This is a genomic window from Streptomyces dysideae (assembly GCF_001514305.1).
In the GTDB taxonomy this organism is placed as follows: domain Bacteria; phylum Actinomycetota; class Actinomycetes; order Streptomycetales; family Streptomycetaceae; genus Streptomyces; species Streptomyces dysideae.
The window spans coordinates 51725-69829 of record NZ_KQ949091.1 but is presented as its reverse complement, the minus strand read 5'-3'; the positions used below and the strand labels follow the sequence as shown (position 1 = coordinate 69829).

Below are 18105 nucleotides of genomic sequence, written 5' to 3'. Positions count from 1 at the left end.
GTACGGCCCTCTTGTCATGCGTCACACCTTCAGGTACTTGCGCAGCGCGAAGAACGCGGCCAACGCGGGCATCAGCAGGCTGGTGGCGAGGATGAGCGGCAACTTGGTGAGCACCGCGTCCCAGCCGATGAAGTTGATCAGGTTCAGCTTCTCGGACAGGGCCAGCCCGTGGTCGATGATGAAGTACCGCGCGACCACCAGGAATCCGCAGGCGACCGCGCCTCCGATGAGCCCGGCGACCGCGGCCTCCATGATGAACGGCGCCTGGATGTAGAAGCCCGAGGCGCCGACCAGGCGCATGATCCCGGTCTCACGCCGACGGCTGAACGCGGACACCCGCACGGTGTTGACGATCAGCATCAGCGCGACCACCAGCATCAGGGCCATCACGGCCCGGGCGGCCCAGTTCATGCCGTTGAGCAGCCCGAAGAGGTTGTCGAGAATGCCCTTCTGGTCCTGCACGGACTGCACGCCGTCGCGCCCGTCGAAGGCGGTCGCGATGACCTGGTACTTCTCCGGGTCCTTCAGCTTGATCCGGTACGACTCCTGCATCTGGTCCGGCGTGAGCGAGCTGGCCAGCGGGGAGTCGCCGAACTGCTCCTTGTAGTGCTTGTACGCCGCGTCCTGCGACTCGTACGTCACATTGTCGACGACGGACATCTTGTCGAGGTCGGTCTCGATCGCCTTCTTCTGGTCGGCGGTGACGGCGCCCTTGGCGCAGTTCGGGTCGGACTCGGCGTCGCTCTTGTTGCAGAGGAAGACCGAGACGTTGACCTTGTCGTACCAGTAGCCCTTCATGGTGCTGACCTGGTCGCTCATCAGGAGCGAGCCGCCGAACAGCGCGAGGGACAGGGCGACGGAGACGATGACGGCGAAGGTCATCGTGAGGTTGCGACGGAGACCGACACCGATCTCGGACAGTACGAACTGGGCGCGCATGGCGGCGGGTCAAACCTTTCCGTGGATCTCGTGCGGTCTCAGTGCTGGTAGCCGTAGACGCCACGGGCCTGGTCGCGGACGAGACGGCCCTTCTCCAGCTCGATGACGCGCTTGCGCATCTGGTCCACGATGTTCTGGTCGTGCGTGGCCATCACGACGGTCGTACCGGTCCTGTTGATCCGGTCGAGCAGCTTCATGATGCCTACGGAGGTCTGCGGGTCGAGGTTGCCGGTGGGCTCGTCGGCGATCAGCAGCTTGGGCCGGTTCACGAAGGCCCTCGCGATCGCCACCCGCTGCTGTTCGCCACCGGACAGTTCACCGGGCATCCGGTCCTCCTTGCCGCCGAGCCCGACGAGGTCGAGCACCTGCGGCACGGACTTGCGGATCTCGCCCTTCGACTTGCCGATGACCTCCTGCGCGAAGGCGACGTTCTCGGCGACCGTCTTGTTCGGCAGGAGACGGAAGTCCTGGAACACGGTCCCCAGCTGGCGCCGCATCTGCGGCACCTTCCAGTTGGAGAGGCGCGCGAGGTCCTTGCCCAGAACGTGCACCTGCCCGTGACTGCACCGCTCCTCGCGGAGGATCAGCCGCAGGAAGGTGGACTTTCCGGAGCCGGAGGACCCCACGAGGAACACGAACTCGCCCTTCTCCACTTCCAGGGAGACATCCCTGAGTGCGGGGCGGGTCTGCTTGGGGTAGACCTTGGAGACATTGTCGAATCGGATCACGGATGCACCACGGGTCGCCGGGGGTAGATGAGCGTGACCATACGCGAACCGGGTGTGCGAGCGCAGGCACCGGGAGGGGTTGCGCAGACCTTGTACGTTTTTGTGCCGGCTGAGGTGACGCCTCGGGGGTCCTGGGAACGGGAAGCGCCCGAGCCCTTCCCGGAGGAACCTGGCACAGTGGAAGGGGGAACGTTCTGATACCCGAGGGCGTTGTCCAGGTGGAACCCGGCACGAGGAGGGCGAGCGCATGACGTATGACCGGCTGGTGTGCGCGAACTGCGCCGCGCCTGTGAACGAGGGCCGGTGCCCCGTGTGCCGGGCGAACCGCGAGCGGCTGCAGCAGGGGAACCCCTTCGCGGGCCTGAACCCCATGACACTGATCGCGCTGCTCGCGGTGCTGATCGCGGCGGTGGCCCTGCTGGCCCACCAGACCGCGTAGCACCCGCACAGACGGACAGCCGAAGGGCCCGGAGCGACATCCGCTCCGGGCCCTTCGATCGTACGACTGCGCACGTTCCGTACGCGCGCGGCTACCGTCAGGCAGCCGCACCGCCGCGGCCGCCCACGAGGCGCGGCAGCACACGGAAGCCGACACCGCCGGCGATCATCGTCGCGGCACCGATCAGCAGGAACGTGGTCTGCGCGGCACCGGTCTCGGCGAGCTCCTCACCGTTGCCCTGGGCCGCGGTGTCCGAGCCGGTGGTCTCCGAGCCGGTGTCGGTGAGGGCCGAGGAGCCCTCCTCCTGGGTGGAGGTGCCACCGTTGGGGTCGGTGTTGTTGCCGCCCCCATTGCCGTTGCCGTTGCCGTTTCCGTTGCCATTCCCGTTGCCGTTCCCGTTGCCCGGGTCGGACGGCTCGTCGGTCGGGTCGACCGTCGGGTCCTCGGTGGGCTCGGTGGGGTCGGTGGGCTCAGTGGGATCCGTCGGGTCCACGGTGGGCTCGTCCGTCGGAATGACGGTGGGCTCCGGCGGGACCGGGTCGGTCGGCTCCGGCTCCGGCGGGGCCGGCTCGGTCGGCGTCGGGTCGATGCAGATGTCGAGGATGCCGCAGTCGTCGGCAGAGGCGACACCGGCGGCGGTCAGCGAAGCGCCGGCCGCGATCACGGCACCGGCCGCGATCCGCGCGACACGGATCCGCGTCTTGTTCGTCATGTGGTTGCTACCCCCAGTAGCTCATCAGTCAATGAGGCGGCGCTCGGGGCCGTGATCGACGGAGGTAACAGAACTTGAGCCCCCCGGTTCACATGCGCCCCAGAGATACGCATGCCGCGCTTTACCATTCCTATTTTTCAAAGCAACGTCAAGGCCGTTCCGCACGTGATGTCCAGGTTCCAATGTTTTGCGGGACGTTGGAGTCTGTGAGTGTGATGTAAAACCCAGACATGCAGGTACAGAGAAGGCAACTGCCGCCCCAGTGGCGGCAGTTGCCTTGTCGACAAAGCGCTGTCTACTTCTCCTGCTGCTTGCGCCAGCGAATCCCGGCCTCGAGGAAGCCGTCGATCTCACCGTTGAACACGGCCTCGGGGTTACCGACTTCGTGGTCGGTCCGCAGGTCCTTGACCATCTGGTACGGGTGCAGCACATACGACCGCATCTGGTTGCCCCAGGAGTTGCCGCCGTCGCCCTTCAGGGCGTCCATCTTGGCCTGCTCCTCCTGGCGGCGCCGCTCGAGCAGCTTGGCCTGGAGGACGTTCATCGCGGTGGCCTTGTTCTGGATCTGGGACCGCTCGTTCTGGCAGGAGACGACGATGCCGGTGGGGAGGTGGGTGAGGCGCACCGCGGAGTCGGTGGTGTTCACGCCCTGGCCGCCGGGGCCGGAGGACCGGTACACGTCCACCCGCAGCTCGGACTCGTCGATCTCGACGTGGTCGGTCTGCTCGACCACGGGCAGCACCTCGACGCCCGCGAAGGAGGTCTGCCGGCGCCCCTGGTTGTCGAAGGGCGAGATCCGGACGAGCCGGTGGGTGCCCTGCTCGACGGAGAGGGTGCCGTAGGCGTAGGGGATCTGCACGGCGAAGGTGGTCGACTTGATGCCGGCCTCTTCGGCGTACGACGTCTCGTAGACCTCGGTCTTGTAGCCGTGCTGCTCGGCCCAGCGCAGGTACATGCGCTGCAGCTTCTCGGCGAAGTCGGCGGCGTCGACGCCGCCGGCCTCGGCGCGGATGTTGACGAGCGCCTCCCGGGAGTCGTACTCCCCGCTGAGCAGCGTCCGCACCTCCATCTCGTCCAGCGCCTTCTTGACGGCGGTGAGCTCGGACTCGGCCTCGGCGCGGGTGTCCGGGTCGTCCTCCTCCTCGGCCATCTCGAACAGCACGGCGAGATCGTCGATCCGTCCGCGCAGCGCCTCCGCCTTCCTGACCTCGGCCTGGAGGTGGGAGAGCTTGCTGGTGATCTTCTGCGCCTCGTCCGGGTTGTCCCACAGGGACGGCGCGGCCGCCTGCTCCTCGAGCACGGCGATGTCTGCCCTCAGCTTGTCGAGGTCCAGAACGGCCTCGATCGACTCCATGGTCGAGGAGAGGGACTTGAGCTCTTCGGATACATCGACGACTGCCACGCTCCCAGCGTAACGGCTCCGCCGTCCGACCCATGCAGGGCGACTGTCCCTACCTGGGGGCTCCGCCTCCAGGCCCCCGGCCTATGCCCACCCACCACCCGTTCGCGGTCGGGAGATTGGTGTTCTCAGCCCGTCCGGCGTTCGAGGACAAGGCCCCTTGTAGGCCGGAGCGGAGTCTGGGGCGACAGGGGCGAAGGAAACCATCTCAGGGCGTGACCGGCGCCGAGTTCTTCGTGTCCTGGGGCGTCGCCCCGGCGTCATCCCCCGACGTCGCCAGCCACGTCCCCACCCCGGCCGCAGCGGCCAGCGCCACCGCGGCCACCCCCACCACGACCCGCCGCCGCCGAGTAGCCGCCCGATGCCGCGCGGACCCGGGCCGCGGCGCCCCGGCAGCCCTTGGCACCCGTGCCGTCCCACGGGCCCCGCCCGCCAGCTCATCAGGCGCCGGCACCCTCATCGACGTATGCGTGTCCCGGTTCGAGTCGGCCGGCCTCGCGCCCGGCACCAACGGCACCGCACCCCGCCGCGCCCGCCCCGACGCCACCGGCTCCTCCGGCGGCGCCGGCCGCTCCTCCTCCACCGCCTCCGCATCCGGCTCGTCCACGTCCAGCGGCGGCATCCCGGCCACCAACGGCAGCAGCTCCCGCAGCCGGCCCCCGAGCTCGGACGCCCGCAGCCGCGAGGCCGGCGCCTTCGCCAGGCACTGCACGATCAGCTGCCACAGCTCGTCGGGGATGCCCGGCAAGGGCGCGACCGACTCCGTGACGTGGCGGCGCAGAACCGCGCCCGGGTGTCCGCCGCCGAAGGGAGTGAAGCCCGCCAGCAGTTCGTACAGGACCGTCGCCAGGGCGTAGATGTCGACCGCCGCCCGCGGGGGCAGCCCCTCGACGATCTCCGGCGCCAGATAGTCCGGCGTACCGATGATCTTCGTCGCGCGGGTCCGTCGCGGTGAGTCGATCAGCTTGGCGACCCCGAAGTCCGTGAGGAGCGCGGGGTGCGAGTCGCCGGGGCCCAGCGGGCCCTGCATGTCCAGCAGGACGTTCTCCGGCTTCACGTCCCGGTGCACGACCCCGGCCGCGTGCGCCGCCGCCAGCCCGTCCGCGACGTCGGCCACGATCGCCACCGCCGCCTCGGGCGCGAGCCGCCGGTCCCGGTCGAGCCGGGTGCGCAGGTCGGTGCCGCGGACCAGGTCCATGACGAGGGCGAGGTCGTTGCCGTCCACGACCAGATCGCGCACCGAGACCACGTTCGGGTGCTCGAGGCCGAGCAGCGCCGTGCGCTCCTGCACGAACCGTCCGACGAGTTCCTGGTCGGACGCGAGGTCCTCGCGCAGCAGCTTGATGGCGACGGGCCCCTCGGGACCCTCGCCCAGCCACACCGTGCCGGCGCTGCCCCGCCCCAGGATCTGGTTGGCGGTGTACCGGCTGCCGATCTTCCGTGCCAAGGCTGCTCCTACAGACGCGTGTTGTCGCCAAAACTACGCGCCCGACGAGCCAACCTTCACCGCGGAGACGGAAATCACCCGCCAGGTGTCGACAAATCCCCAGACTCGCGAGCAGGGGACCGACGGCTCACCCGCCGTCGCCCGACCCGCCACCCAGGTTCTCGATCCACCCGGTCACCGTGCCGAACCAGTCGCTCAGCTGCTCCCAGTAGCCCTTGCCCGTGCCGATCCAGCTCTGCAGCGGGCTCAGCTCCCAGATGAGCCACCCCGCGACGAACACGATGACGATCGAGAACAGGCAGCCCTTCAGGCAGCCAAGACCGGGGATCCGCATCGGGTTGGCACTGCGCTGCCGCGGCTGACGGGGCTCAGGCCGCTGCGGCTCCGGCGGCGGCGCGTACCGCTGCGGGGGCTGCTGCTGGGGCCGCCGCTGCTGCCGCTGAGGCTGCTGGGGTTGCTGAGGGGCGTACTGCTGGGGCTGTTGCTGCTGCGGATAGCCGTATCCGGGCCCGGGCGGCTGCTGCTGAGGGCGCTGCGGCTGCTGTTGCGGCCTGGCCACCTGCCGCTGGGGGCGGCGGCGCAGCGGGTCCTCGTTGGGGTCGAGGTACTGGACCTGCGTCTGTTCGTTGCGGTCGCGGGCGGCGCGCAGCTGGTTCTGCCAGGGGTGCGGCTCCTCCGGACCTGGCTGTCCGGGCTGCTGGCCGGGCTGTCCCGGGGGCACCGGCGGCATGACCGCGGTCGGGTCGGCGGCGCCGCGCGGGCCGCCGGTGTTCGGCAGTACGGCGGTGGGGTCGGCGGCGCCGGCCGGGCCACTGGTGTGCGGGAGGAAGCTGGTCGCGGCGTTCGGGTCGTACGCCCCGGACGGCGCGCCGTGCGGCAGCACCTGCGTGGGGTCGGCCGAGCCCGGCACGGTGGCCGGCGCCGGGTCGGGCGCGAGGAGCGCGGCGACGCCCTCGGCGGCGGCGATCTGCGCGGAGCTCGCGTGTACGCCGATGCCCTCGGCGACGACGCGCAGGCCGCGGGCGAGGTTCTCGGCGCTGGGCCGCTCGTCGGGGTTCTTGCGCAGGCAGCGCTCTATGACCGTCCACAACGGGTCGGGGACGGTCGAGGGGCGGCGCGGCTCGGCGCTCAGATGCTGGTGCAGGACTTCGAGGGCGGAGCCGCCGCCGAACGGCGGACGGCCGGTGAGCAGCTCGTACAGCAGGATGCCGGCGCCGTAGATGTCGACGGCGGAGGTCTGCGGGCGGCCCTCGGCGGACTCGGGCGCGATGTACGCGGGCGTGCCGACGAACTCGTGCGTCCGGGTCAGGCCGGGCGAATCGGCGAGGCGTGCGATGCCGAAGTCGGTGAGCAGCGGGTGCATCTGGCCGTTGTACTGCTGGAGCAGGACGTTGGCCGGTTTCAGGTCGCGGTGTACGACGCCGTCGGCGTGGCTGGCGGCGAGCGCGTCGGCGATCTGCGCGGTGAGCAGGGCGGCGGCGACGGGCGTGAAGGGGCCGTTCTCGCGCAGGTAGCGGTGCAGGTCGGGGCCCTCGACGAGGTCCATGACCAGGGCCAGCAGATCGCCCTCGACGACCAGGTCGCGCACCCGGACGATGTTCGGGTGGGTGAGCCGGAGCAGGACGGAGCGCTCCCGCAGGAACCGCATCACGATGTCTGCGTCGCTCGCGAGCTCTTCCTTCAGGACCTTGATCGCGACGGTCTCGCCGGGCTGACCGGGCACGGCCGCCTCGGCGCCTGCGGTCTCACGCTGGCGGGCCCGCCAGACGGTCCCCGTGGCACCGCGTCCGAGCGGCTCCTCGAGGAAGTACTTGCTGCCTACCGGCCGCACGTCGCGCTCCCTAGCTGCTTGCCTACGTTCCGACCCACTGTAGTGCCGCCGCCCCTGGCGCCGGCCTGTCATCATTCTGTGCGTTTTACGTACGGCTTCCCGTACATGTTCGAAGGAAAGACGCTTGCCTCTGTCTCTCGGTTGCCAAGAGCGGACGTGACCGATCTCAAGCAGTCGCCGGTACGGCACCTGTCAGGCACTTTTGCGGGCAGAGCCGACCAATCAAGATCACTTGCCCCCGGGCGGGGGGCACGCTGTCAGTGGCAGGTGCGAGGATGCCTCCAGTACTGGCCGACGTGCTCGTGTGGGGGTGGGGGATGTCCGCGCCCGGGCAGAAGGGACGCTGACGGCGATGCAGATCCGGCTGACCGTCGTAGACCCGCTGGGCCCGCCCGCTCCCGCGCGGGGCCGCGCCACGAGCTGCGACGTGCTGGTCACGGCGCCCGCGGGCACGGCCCTGGCCGCGGTGGCGTCGGCGCTCGCCTCGGCGGTCTCCGGCGGCGACAGCCAGGTGGTGCTGTACGCCGGCGTGGAGCGCCTGGACGCCCAGCGCTGCACGCTCGGCGAGCCCCCGCTGATCGACGGCGCCGTGCTCTCCCTGGGCGCCCCGCTGGAGCCGGAACCGCATCCCGAGCTCGACGACGCCCCGACCCAGCTCCAGGTCGTCGCCGGCCCGGACGCGGGCGGCGTCCACCTCCTGCACGGCGGCGAGATCCGCATCGGCCGCTCCGCCGACGCCGACGTCCCGCTCGACGACCCGGACGTCTCCCGGCTGCACTGCGCGGTGACGGTCGAGCCCGACGGCCGCGTCTCGGTCGCCGACCTGGGCTCCACCAACGGCACGACACTGGACGGCACCCGCGTGGGCACGCGCGCGGTGCGCTTCACGCCGGGCGCGCTGCTGCGGATCGGCGAGTCCGCCCTGCGGCTGGCCCCGGCCGGGGGTCCGGGGGCGCGAGTGCGGACGGCACCGGACGGTGAGGGGTGCGTACGGGTGCCCCCGGGGGACGAGGCTCCCCACGCGCGCGTGACCGGCTCCCCCTCCGGGGACACCCATCGCACCTACGGCTCGGCAAGCTGGGGCGCCGCGGGCACGGCCGCACCGGGCACCCAGGAACACGACCCCGCGGAACCGCCCGTCGTGCCGGGCCAGGGCGGCGCACCGCGCCTCGAGAGCCACGGCACGGCGACAGGCAGGACGGTTCCGAAGGCACGCGGCGGTGACACGCACGGCGCGGGCTTCGGGGTGGGCGGGCTCGGGGCGGCGGGGTACGGCGACGGGGGTGGCAGGGCGGCCGGGGCCTCCGGTACGCCGCGTACGGCCACCGGAGACAACGGATCCCGCGCACCTCACACAACCGCCGGAGACAACTCCCCGAGTGCGCCCCGCAGGGCCACCAGGGGCAGCGAATCCCCTGCCCCGGACACAGCCACCGGGACCGGATCCCCTGGCACACCCCGCACGGCCACCGGAGACAACGGATCCCGCGCACCTCACACAACCGCCGGAGACAACTCCCCGAGTGCGCCCCGCAGGGCCACCAGGGGCAGCGAATCCCCTGCCCCGGGCACAGCCACCGGGACCGGATCCCCTGGCACACCCCGCACGGCCACCGGAGACAACGGGTCCCACGCACCTCACACGACCGCCGGGGCCGGATCCCCCGGTACACCCCGCACGGCCGCCGGGGGCGACGGATCCCGCGCATCTCGCACGGCCGCCGGAGACGACTCCCCAGGTGCGCCCCGCAGGGCCGCCAGGGGCAGCGAGGCCCCTGCGCCCGGTACGGCCCCCGGGGACCACGAGCTCGCCGAGGACGTCGCGAGCGCGGGTGGGCGCAAGGGCACCCCCGTCCGGGGGACGGACGTACCGCACGGCGTTCGCAAGCGTGGTGGGCTCACGGCGTGGGCGCGCAGGCTGGGCGGCGGGCGGGCCGAGCCGGGGGCGGCACGGGCCGGGGCGTATGACGAGGAGGCGCCCGACGAGGCGGCCGCGGCGCCCTCGGTCGCGACCGGTGCTCGGGCGCCGGAGACCTGGCCGGACCCGGCGGCGCTGCTGCTGACGGCGCTCGGGCCCGGGCCCCGGCTGTGGGAGCGTGGCCCGGGTCACCCGGAGGCGCTCACAGTGCGGCTTGGCACGGCCGACCGGGCGGCGCCCGGCGGTTCGGGGCTGCTGCCCGCGGTCCCGGTGACCGCCGATCTGCGCGAGGCCGGGGCGCTGGGGCTGGCCGGTCCGCGCGCGCGGCTCGACGGGCTGGCCCGCGCGGTGGTCGCCCAGCTCGCCGCGCTGCACTCCCCCGACGCCCTGGAGATCGTCCTGATCAGCGCGGACCGCGCCCGCCCCGTGGAGGAGCGGACCGCGGAGTGGTCCTGGCTGGGCTGGCTCCCGCATCTGCGTCCGGGGCACGGCCAGGACTGCCGCCTGCTCCTGGCCTACGACCGCGAACAGGCCGCGGCCCGCACGGACGAGCTCCTGCGGCGGCTGGAGGACGTGACCTACGGCACGGACAGTCGGCGTGCGCCCCAGGACACGTCCTCGGAGGCCCCCGCCGGCCGGACCGCCGCACCCCGTGGTGCCGCCCGGCGCCCCTCCTGGGCCCGGGACGACGTCGCGGCCGACGAGACGGGCGGCTTCGTGGGGCCGTACACCGTGGTCGTCGTGGACGGCGACCCCGGCGGCGCCGACCTGCGCAAGGCGGTGGCGCGGCTGGCGCTGGAGGGGCCGCGGGCCGGGATACATGTCGTCTGCCTGGCGGAGACGGCGTCCGCGTCACCCGCCTCGCCGGTGACGGAGACGTATGAAGCGGCGTGTACGGCGTCGCCGGCGTTCCGGGACTGCGGTGCGGTCGCGCTGCTCAGCGGGGACGTGGCGACGGCGTTGCGGCTGATGCGGGTCGCGCGGAGCGGGGCGGGGGCACCCCCGGGCGGCGCGGCCCAGTCGGAGCAGGGCGTCGTCGACCACGGCACCGTCGGCCCCGTGGGCCATGGCACCGTCGCCGCCGTGGACGCCGTTTCGCTCGCCTGGGCGGAGCGGTTCGCGCGGGCGTTGGCGCCGTTGCGTACGGACGGGGCCGGGGAGCGGCACGCGCGGGTGTCGGCGCCGTTGCCGCAGGCGGCGCGGCTGCTGGACGAGTTGGGGCTGGCCCGGGCCACCCCGGCGTCGCTGATGGCGCGTTGGGCGGACGCGGCCGACGACGCGGAGGCGCTGGGCGGGCGGGCGGTGGCCGTTCTCGGCGCCGGGCCGCGCGGGCCGGTCAGCGCGGACCTCGTGGCCGACGGCCCGCACCTGCTGATCGAGGGACCGGCGGGCAGCGGGCGTACGGAGCTGCTGCGGGCGCTCGTCGCGTCGCTGGCCGCGGCCGAGCGGCCGGACCGGCTGAGCGTCGTCCTGATGGACGGCCGGGACAGCGTGGGCGCGGGCGGCGGACACGGCGAGGGACTGCGCGTGTGCACGGACGTCCCGCATGTCACGACCCACCTCACCGCCAACGACCCTGTCCGGATGCGGGAGTTCGCGCAGTCGCTGAGCGCCGAGCTGAAGCGGCGCGCGGAGCTGCTCGGGCGGACCGGCTTCGCCGAGTGGCACACGAGCCGTGAGCTGACGGGCCGGATGGTCGCGCAGCGGACGATACCGGCGCGCGGCGCGTCCCGGGCAGGTGCCGGGGACGCCGCGGGCGCGGCGGATCTCGACACCCCGCCCAGTTCGACGCTGCGGCTGCGGCCGGCGGCGGCCCGTCGGCGGGCGGCGGCCGCACCGCCGCCGCTGCCCCGGCTCGCCGTGGTCGTGGACGACCTGGACGCGCTGGTGTCGCCCCCGCTGGGCTCGCCGGGCAGACCGGCGGCGGGCTCGGTCATACGCGCGCTGGAGGCGGTAGCCCGGGAGGGCGAGCGGCTCGGCGTGCATCTGGTGGCCGCGGCCGGCCTCGGGGGGCGTACGGCTCAGTCGGAGCCGGCCCGGCTGGCGGCACTGCGGGTCACGCTCGACGCGGTGACGCCGGGGCCGGACGAACCGGCGCCGGGGCGCGGGCGGCTGTCCTGGGCGGACGGCCGGATCACCGCCTTCCAGGGCGGCCGGGTGACCGGCCGCATCCCGCGGACGGCGACACTGCGGCCGACGGTGGTCCCCCTGGAGTGGCACCGCATGGGCGACCCACCGGCCCGGCGTCCCGTACGGGAGTTGGGCAACGGGCCGACGGACCTGGCGTTGCTGGCGAGCGCGCTGGAGAGGGCGGCGCGTGAGGTGGCGGCCGCTGAGGTGCCGTCACTTCTGTAGCGGGGGTGGGTGAAACAGCCCGTCCGGCGTTTGAGGGCGAGGCCGTTCGGGCCGAAATCGGGGGTCTGGGAGCGGCGGCCTCCGGCGAGCGCGACACCCACACCGGGTGCCTGGTCACGAGGGGGTCACGATCCCCCGGTTGACAGCGGACGCGCCCTTGCCGACCCAACTCCCGGGGCGTAGACCAGTTCGCACGGGACAGCGCTGAACGTTCGACGAGGCACGAAGAACGGGGCAGTGATGCGCAGCATGGGCACCATCCGGACACGCAGGGCCGCAAGGACGGCCGCCGCCCTTCTCGCGGGAGCACTCACGCTCTCGCTCAGCGCGTGCGGCAGTGACGACGACAAGGGCGACAACGACCCCACAGGCACCAAGGAGGCCGGCAGCACCGTCACCCTTCCCAAACTCAACGGTGAGAGCCTGGAGGTCGCCGCCGTGTGGTCCGGCGCCGAGCAGGCCAACTTCAAGAAGGTTCTGGAGGAGTTCGAGAAGCGCACCGGCGCCACGGTGACGTTCGTACCCGCGCAGGACCCGATCATCAACTTCCTCGGCTCGAAGATCGCGGGCGGCGCACCGCCGGACATCGCGATGCTCCCGCAGCCCGGCGCCATCAAACAGGCCGTCGAAAAGAAGTGGGCGAAGCCGCTGGGCAGCGAGGCGCAGGCCGAGCTCGCCGAGAACTACTCGCAGGGCTGGCAGGACATCGGCAAGGTCGAAGGCAAGCCGTACGGCGTCTACTACAAGGCCGCCAACAAGTCCCTGATCTGGTACAACGCCAAGGTCTTCGAGAACGCGGGGGCCACCGAGCCCAAGAGCTGGGACGAGCTCCTCACCACCGCCCAGACCGTCTACGACTCCGGCGTCACGCCGTTCTCGGTCGGCGGCGCAGAGGGCTGGACCCTCACCGACTGGTTCGAGAACATCTACCTCTCCCAGGCCGGACCGGAGAAGTACGACCAGCTCGCCCAGCACGAGATCAAGTGGACCGACCCTTCGGTGAAGGACGCCCTCACCACCCTCGCGCAGGTCTGGGGCAAGAAGGACTACGTCGCGGGAGGCGCGGCCGGCGCGCTGCAGACCGACTTCCCGGCCTCCGTGACGCAGACCTTCACCGGCGGCGACCAGCCCAAGGCCGGCATGGTCTACGAAGGCGACTTCGCCCAGGTCAACATCACCCAGGCGAAGGCGAAGATCGGGACGGACGCGAAGGTGTTCCCGTTCCCGACCGTCGGCGACAGCGCGCCCGTCGTCTCGGGCGGTGACGCGGCCGTCATCCTGAAGGACTCCAAGGCGGCGCAGGCCCTGGCCACCTTCCTGGCGTCCCCGGACGCGGCGACGGTCCAGGCGAAGCTGGGCGGCTACCTCTCGCCGAACAAGAACGTCGCGGAATCCGCGTACCCGAACGCGGTGCAGCAGAAGATGGCCAAGGCGCTGATCGCGGCCGGCGACGACTTCCGCTTCGACATGTCCGACCAGGCCCCGCAGGCCTTCGGCGGCACCCCGGGCAAGGGCGAGTGGAAGCATCTCCAGGACTTCCTGAAGAACCCGAAGGACATCGCGGGAACCCAGCAGAAGCTGGAAGCCGACGCGGCCGCCGCCTACGGAGGCTGACGCGATGGCGTCCGCTTCGGCGGCAGGGGTCCCTCCGACCCCTGCCGCCCCCAAGTCGCGCAAGAGCGTGACGGGTACGCGCAGGACCGTGGCAGTGCTGTTCCTGCTGCCCGCTCTGGTGCTGCTCGGCGCGCTCGTGGTCTACCCGATCGGGTACTCGGTCGTCCGCAGTTTCTACGACCAGTCCGGCAGTGGCTTCGCCGGACTCGACAACTACGAGGCCCTGTTCACCGACGACGGTATCCGTACCGCCCTCAAGAACAACGTGATCTGGGTGGTGTTCGCGCCCACCGTCGCCACCGCGCTCGGCCTGATCTTCGCGGTGCTGACCGAACGGATCCGCTGGGGCACGGCGTTCAAGCTGATCGTCTTCATGCCGATGGCGATCTCGATGCTCGCGGCGGGCATCATCTTCCGTCTGGTCTACGACCAGGAACCGGACAAGGGCGTCGCGAACGCGGTGTGGGTGGGCGTCCACGACACGTTCGCCGAGTCCTCCGCCTTCCCGAAGGCGCACCCGGGCCGTGAGTCCCCGCTGCAAACCGATCAGGGCGGCTTCATCACCAAGTCCCCCGTCAGTACCGGCGACACGGTCACCCTCCCGCTCGTCGGTGTCGCCCCCGACCAGATTCCGGACGACGCCGAGCGTGCCGTGGCGCCGCAGCCGGAGCCGGGGAAGATCACCGGCACCACCTGGCAGGACTTCACGCGCGGCAAGGGCGTCGGCACGCTCGGCGCACCCGACGCGTCCGAGCTGGGCTACCCCGGGATGAAGATCGAGGCGGTCAGGGACGGCAAGGTCGTCGCCTCGACGAAGGCCGCCGGCGACGGCACCTTCACGCTCCCCGCGTCGGCCGACGGGGCCCAGCTCCGGCTCCCGGCGAGCAACTTCAAGGAGCCGTACAACGGTCTCGACTGGCTGGGCCCGTCCCTGGTCACCCCGGCCATCATCGGGTCGTACATCTGGATGTGGGCCGGTTTCGCGATGGTGCTGATCGCGGCCGGGCTCGCGGGCATCCCCCGTGACCTCCTGGAGGCGGCCCGGGTCGACGGCGCCAACGAGTGGCAGGTGTTCAGAAAGGTCACGGTGCCCCTGCTGGCGCCCGTCCTCGCGGTCGTCATCGTCACCCTGATGATCAACGTCCTGAAGATCTTCGACCTGGTCTACATCATCGCCCCCGGCTCCTCCCAGGACGACGCGAACGTCCTCGCCCTGGAGCTGTACCGCAAGGGCTTCTCGGAGGACCAGCCGGGCGTCGCCAGCGCGATCTCGGTGTTCCTGCTCCTCCTGGTCATCCCGGTGATGTGGTTCAACATCCGCAGGCTCAGGCGGGAGGTGCGGCGATGACGGCCGAGGCCGGAAGTGTCACGAAGGCAGCGCCCGTCGAGACCGTGAAGGCCGAGCGGTCCCTGGGCGCTCGCCTCGCCTCGGGCGTCAGCGGCGGCCTGGTCCGGGTGGTCCTCCTCGTGGTGGGCCTGTTCTGGCTGGTCCCGACGATCGGTCTGCTGCTGTCGTCGCTCCGCAAGCCCGAGGACATGGCCGCGAGCGGCTGGTGGGAGGTCTTCAGCAAGCCCTCCCAGCTCACCTTCGACAGCTACGACAAGCTCCTGCAGAACAGCGACATCACCGACTCGATCCTCAACACCGTCATGATCACGGTCCCGGCGACCCTCCTGGTCGTCGTCATCGGCTCGCTCGCGGGCTACGCGTTCGCGTGGATGGAGTTCCCGGGCCGCGACTGGTGGTTCCTGGGCGTCGTCGGCCTGCTGGTCGTCCCCGTCCAGGTGGCACTGATCCCGATCGCCGAACTCTTCGGCAACATCGGCATCTTCGGCTCGCTGATCGGTGTGATCCTCTTCCATGTCGGCTTCGGGCTGCCGTTCGCGGTGTTCCTGCTGCGGAACTTCTTCGCGGAGATCCCGAAGGAACTCCTGGAGGCGGCCCGTCTGGACGGCGCCGGTGAACTGCGCCTGTTCGTGCGGGTCGTGATGCCGCTGGGCGGGCCGGCGATCGCCTCCCTCGGCATCTTCCAGTTCCTGTGGGTGTGGAACGACATGCTGGTCGCGCTGATCTTCACCGACTCGGGAAGCCAGCCGATCACGGTCGCGCTCCAGACGCAGGTACGGCAGTTCGGCAACAACATCGACGTCCTGGCGCCCGGCGCGTTCATCTCCATGGCGATCCCGCTGGTCGTGTTCTTCGCGTTCCAGCGGCAGTTCGTGACCGGCGTGATGGCGGGCGCGGTCAAGTAGCCCTACAGAACAGCCAGATCGGAGGGGCGGACCGACACCGGTCCGCCCCTCCGCGTTCGTTCACCATCCCCCGTATGCCGTACGGCCGCGTAACCAAGCCGCTCCATTGGCCGTTCCCGGGCCGAACGCCCGCGTCGGCCGACCCATGGATGTCCCTTGCCCAGGTTCAGTGTCATCGTCCCCGCGTACCAGGTTCAGGCGTACCTGCACGAGTGCCTGGAATCGGTGCTCTCCCAGTCGTATCCCGATCTCGAACTGATCGCCGTCGCCGACTGCTCGCCGGACGCCTGCGGCGAGATCGTCGACGAGTTCGCGGCCCGTGATCCCCGCGTACGCCCCGTGCACCTGACGCGGAACCAGAGCCTTGGCCCGGCCCGCAACGCCGGTATGGCCGAGGCAACGGGTGACTATCTCGTCTTCCTCGACGGCGACGACACCCTCACCCCGGGCGCCCTGCACGCGATCGCCGACCGGCTGAAGGAGACCGGCGAACCGGACGTCCTGGTCTACGACTACGCGCGCACTTACTGGACGGGCGAGACGGTCCGCAACCGGGCCGCCGCACAGCTCACCGAGCAGGGCCCGGCGCCGTTCCGGCTGGAGGACCGTCCGGGTCTGACCCGGCTGCTCATGGTCGCCTGGAACAAGGCGTACCGCCGGGAGTTCGTCGAGGAGGGGGGCTTCACCTTCCCGCCCGGCTACTACGAGGACACCCCGTGGACCTACCCGGTCCTGATGACGGCGGAGTCGCTGGCGACCCTGGACCGGGTGTGCGTGCACTACCGGCAGCGCCGGCGGGGCAGCATCCTCGGCACGGCCGGGCCGCGGCACTTCGACATCTTCGAGCAGTACGAGCGGGTCTTCGCGTACGTCGACCAGAACCCCGAACTCACGCAGTGGCGCCCGGCGTTGTTCCGCCGCATGATCGACCACCTGCTGGCGGTGTTCAGCCGGCCCGACCGCCTCCCGCGCGACTGCCGTGCCGAGTTCCTGCGCAGGGCCCGCGCCCACTACCGCCGTTACCGCACCGCGGGCGCCCCCGCCGGCCTGCGCGCCCGCCTGCGGCACACCCTGGTCCGGCTGGGCCTGCACCGCACGTTCCGCGCCCTGCAGCTGGCGGCGGCACTGCTGCACCGCACCCGCAAGGCCACCCACCGCCTCCTGACGACCCTCCGGTCGACGGCCCTGCGGCTCCACTACCGCGTCCAGCGCCGGCTCCCGCTCCGCGCCGACCGTGCCGTCTTCGCCGCGTACGGGGGCCGAGGCCACGGCTGTCACCCGGGCGCGCTGGAGCAGGCGGTGCGTACCCACGCCCCGCGCATCCGCACGGCCTGGGTCGCCCGCCCCGAGCACCACCACACGATCCCGTCCGGCACCCGGCGGCTGCGCCCGGACACAGCCGCGTACTGGACGGCCCTGGCCCGCTCCAAGTACCTGTTCGGCAACGCCGACTTCGACCACCGTCTGGTCAGGCGGCGCGGCCAGGTCCTGGTCCAGACCCAGCACGGCACCCCGCTCAAGCACATGGGCCTGGACCTGCGTGAGCGCCCCGCTGCCGCCCAGGACATGGACTTCGACCAGCTGCTGCGGGGCGTCGACCAGTGGACCTACGTCGTGTCCGCCAACCGCCACTCCACGCTCACCTGGGAGCGCGTCTGTCCGGGCGACTACCGGACGCTCGAGTACGGCTCCCCGCGCAACGACGTCTTCCAGCAGGCCACTTCGGCGGACGTCTCCCGGCTGCGCGAGTCGCTCGGCATCCCCGAGGGCACAGTCGCGATCCTCTACGCCCCCACCCACCGCGACTACCGCCGCACCCAGCAGCTCACGCTCAACCTGGACCGGATCCTGCGCCACCTGGGCCCCCGCTTCGTCGTCCTCGCCCGCGCCCACCACCGGCACGGCGGCCCCCTCGCGCCCACCTCCGGCCGCGTCATCGATGTCACGGACCATCCGAGCGTCGAGCAACTGTGCCTGGCCTCGGACACGTTGGTCACCGACTACTCGTCCATCATGTTCGACTACGCCAACCTGGACCGGCCGATCGTGATCCACGCCGCCGACGACGACTGGGCGGCGTACGAGGCGGCCCGCGGCACCTACTTCGACCTGCGTTCCTTCCCGCCGGGTGCGGTCGGGCGCAGTGAGGACGAGCTGATCGACATCTTCGCCACCGGGCACTGGCAGGGCTCGCGCTCGGCCCGGCTGCGGTCGGCGTTCCGCGAGCGGTTCTGCCCGTACGACGACGGACGCGCCGCCGAACGCGTCGTACGCCATGTCGTGCTCGGCGAGGCGGAGAGCGGCCTGCCGCCGGTCATCCCGCTCGCCAAGCGGCTTCCCGTGCCGTCGGCGGCCGCGGGCCTCGCGCACTCCCCGCTCGCCACCATTCCGCAACCCGCGGGTCCATCGGCCGTCACCGGCCGCCTCTGAACATCGTTCTCACCCAAGGGAGTTCGCATGCCGTCCAGCC

The 18105-nt window shown here is 71.6% G+C and carries 12 protein-coding genes; 6 read left to right on the top strand and 6 right to left on the bottom strand.

Features of this window, described 5'->3' with window-relative positions:
- Window positions 1-21: 21 nt before the first annotated feature.
- Entirely contained in the window at window positions 22-939 is a 918-nt protein-coding gene (gene ftsX / locus AQJ91_RS25105; protein WP_067025971.1) for a permease-like cell division protein FtsX, read from the bottom strand.
- 38 nt (window positions 940-977) lie between these two features.
- Window positions 978-1667 (bottom strand): cell division ATP-binding protein FtsE, encoded by a 690-nt coding sequence (ftsE, locus tag AQJ91_RS25100; protein ID WP_030943440.1) that lies wholly within the window; start codon window positions 1665-1667, stop codon window positions 978-980.
- A 247-nt stretch (window positions 1668-1914) separates the two neighbouring features.
- On the opposite strand from ftsE, the gene AQJ91_RS25095 reads away from it, so the two are divergent.
- Window positions 1915-2106, top strand: coding sequence for a hypothetical protein (locus AQJ91_RS25095; RefSeq protein ID WP_067025970.1), 192 nt, complete (start codon window positions 1915-1917; stop codon window positions 2104-2106).
- A gap of 97 nt (window positions 2107-2203) precedes the next feature.
- Here AQJ91_RS25095 and AQJ91_RS25090 read toward each other — a convergent pair whose 3' ends face one another.
- From AQJ91_RS25090 to AQJ91_RS25075, 4 genes are all read right to left on the bottom strand, one after another.
- Complete coding sequence (locus AQJ91_RS25090; RefSeq protein WP_067025969.1) at window positions 2204-2818, bottom strand: LPXTG cell wall anchor domain-containing protein; 615 nt, start codon at window positions 2816-2818, stop codon at window positions 2204-2206.
- A 295-nt stretch (window positions 2819-3113) separates the two neighbouring features.
- Window positions 3114-4220, bottom strand: a complete 1107-nt coding sequence (gene prfB / locus AQJ91_RS25085; RefSeq protein ID WP_067025968.1) for a peptide chain release factor 2 — start codon at window positions 4218-4220, stop codon at window positions 3114-3116.
- Window positions 4221-4425: 205 nt separating this feature from the next.
- On the bottom strand, window positions 4426-5664 hold the full coding sequence (locus AQJ91_RS25080) for a serine/threonine-protein kinase (RefSeq protein ID WP_067025966.1): 1239 nt from the start codon (window positions 5662-5664) through the stop codon (window positions 4426-4428).
- Between the two features lie 127 nt (window positions 5665-5791).
- Window positions 5792-7495 (bottom strand): serine/threonine-protein kinase, encoded by a 1704-nt coding sequence (locus AQJ91_RS25075; protein WP_067025964.1) that lies wholly within the window; start codon window positions 7493-7495, stop codon window positions 5792-5794.
- Between the two features lie 352 nt (window positions 7496-7847).
- On the opposite strand from AQJ91_RS25075, the gene AQJ91_RS25070 reads away from it, so the two are divergent.
- The 5 genes from AQJ91_RS25070 (at window position 7848) to AQJ91_RS25050 (ending at window position 18065) form a co-directional block, all read left to right on the top strand.
- Window positions 7848-11768: an FHA domain-containing protein gene (locus AQJ91_RS25070; RefSeq protein ID WP_067025962.1), complete on the top strand. Its 3921-nt coding sequence runs from the start codon at window positions 7848-7850 to the stop codon at window positions 11766-11768.
- 240 nt (window positions 11769-12008) lie between these two features.
- Window positions 12009-13382, top strand: a complete 1374-nt coding sequence (locus AQJ91_RS25065; protein WP_067025960.1) for an ABC transporter substrate-binding protein — start codon at window positions 12009-12011, stop codon at window positions 13380-13382.
- Window positions 13383-13386: 4 nt separating this feature from the next.
- A complete protein-coding gene (locus tag AQJ91_RS25060; RefSeq protein WP_079085171.1) occupies window positions 13387-14730 on the top strand; it encodes a carbohydrate ABC transporter permease in 1344 nt (447 codons plus the stop codon).
- A complete protein-coding gene (locus AQJ91_RS25055; RefSeq protein ID WP_067025958.1) occupies window positions 14727-15635 on the top strand; it encodes a carbohydrate ABC transporter permease in 909 nt (302 codons plus the stop codon). The genes AQJ91_RS25060 and AQJ91_RS25055 overlap by 4 nt, the downstream gene beginning before the upstream one ends.
- 156 nt (window positions 15636-15791) lie before the next feature.
- Entirely contained in the window at window positions 15792-18065 is a 2274-nt protein-coding gene (locus AQJ91_RS25050; protein ID WP_067025956.1) for a bifunctional glycosyltransferase/CDP-glycerol:glycerophosphate glycerophosphotransferase, read from the top strand.
- The last annotated feature ends 40 nt before the right edge of the window (window positions 18066-18105 follow it).